Raw genomic sequence first — 956 nt, 5'->3', positions numbered from 1 at the left:
CGAAGCCCGTCGGCTCCGCGGTGGCGGTCGCCGAAGGGATGGTCACGAGGGTGCCCGTGACCGCGGCAAGAACGAGCGTCTTACGGACGTTCTTCAATATCTTTCCTTTCGCGGTGCGCGCGCGCCAAAGCAAGCCCACGGGGGTGGGCTGACGGTTTTGGTTGGTGCGGAAACCTGCTTCGGAACGTGCCGGCTTGTCCTGGCACGACAGCGGTGGGCTCGATTCGCCCGGCGGAGTGTTACCGCCGGCCACGGACGCGACTTCGCCGTCCGCGGCCCCGCTCACACGCGGGTCCGTGATTCTGTTTTCAGTTACTGTTCCGTAACCCGTTGCGGGCTAACAGGGACCGTACGAGAACCAGCCGCGTTCGTCATCTTCGGAAACCGGACATCTCGTTTCGGTAACGGGGTGATCACGGCGCAATCCCGAGGTCATTTCGGCAGGTCAGCAAAGCGATTCCGGCGAGTACCCCGCAATCGCAAATGCTTTCAAATCGTGAGCCGAATCACGCCCATTTTGTGAACTGGCGCACGTATTTGCGCCGGTGGGTACGGACCGTCGCAGCCGTGACGAGCTCGCCCCGCGGAGCGAAGCAGCGCACATTACAACGGGTTACGTGCAATACGTCACACATTGCGCACCACCGACGGATGAATTGCGTTGTGCTGCGGTCTAACTTGCGTCGCTCCAATAGCGCGCACGGCACGTCCGCCGTGCCCACTCATGCGCCCCGCGAGAAACCTTGATTCCGTTCTCCCGCAAATGTTTTCGACACCTCTCGGACGCGCCTCGAAACAGACGGTGTTCGCGTGATCGTCATGGCCGGACGGCACCAAGCCGTCGCCCGGTTCAGCCGGCCAATTTGCTCACGGCGTACGGCCTGTCGATCCCGCGGGAAATGCGCAACTGCAACCGCAGCCGACGAGCGGGATCGCTGGATGGCGAAACCTGCGGC

The 956-nt window shown here is 62.8% G+C and carries 1 pseudogene; it reads right to left on the bottom strand.

Going from position 1 to position 956, the window contains the following annotated elements:
• Positions 1-286 (bottom strand): annotated as a pseudogene (locus A9X05_RS32435) (hypothetical protein); the annotation flags it as partial.
• Positions 287-956 lie beyond the last annotated feature (670 nt).

The organism is Mycobacterium sp. E3298 (genome assembly GCF_001666895.1).
GTDB lineage: Bacteria > Actinomycetota > Actinomycetes > Mycobacteriales > Mycobacteriaceae > Mycobacterium.
This window is presented reverse-complemented; position numbering and strand designations above follow the sequence as displayed.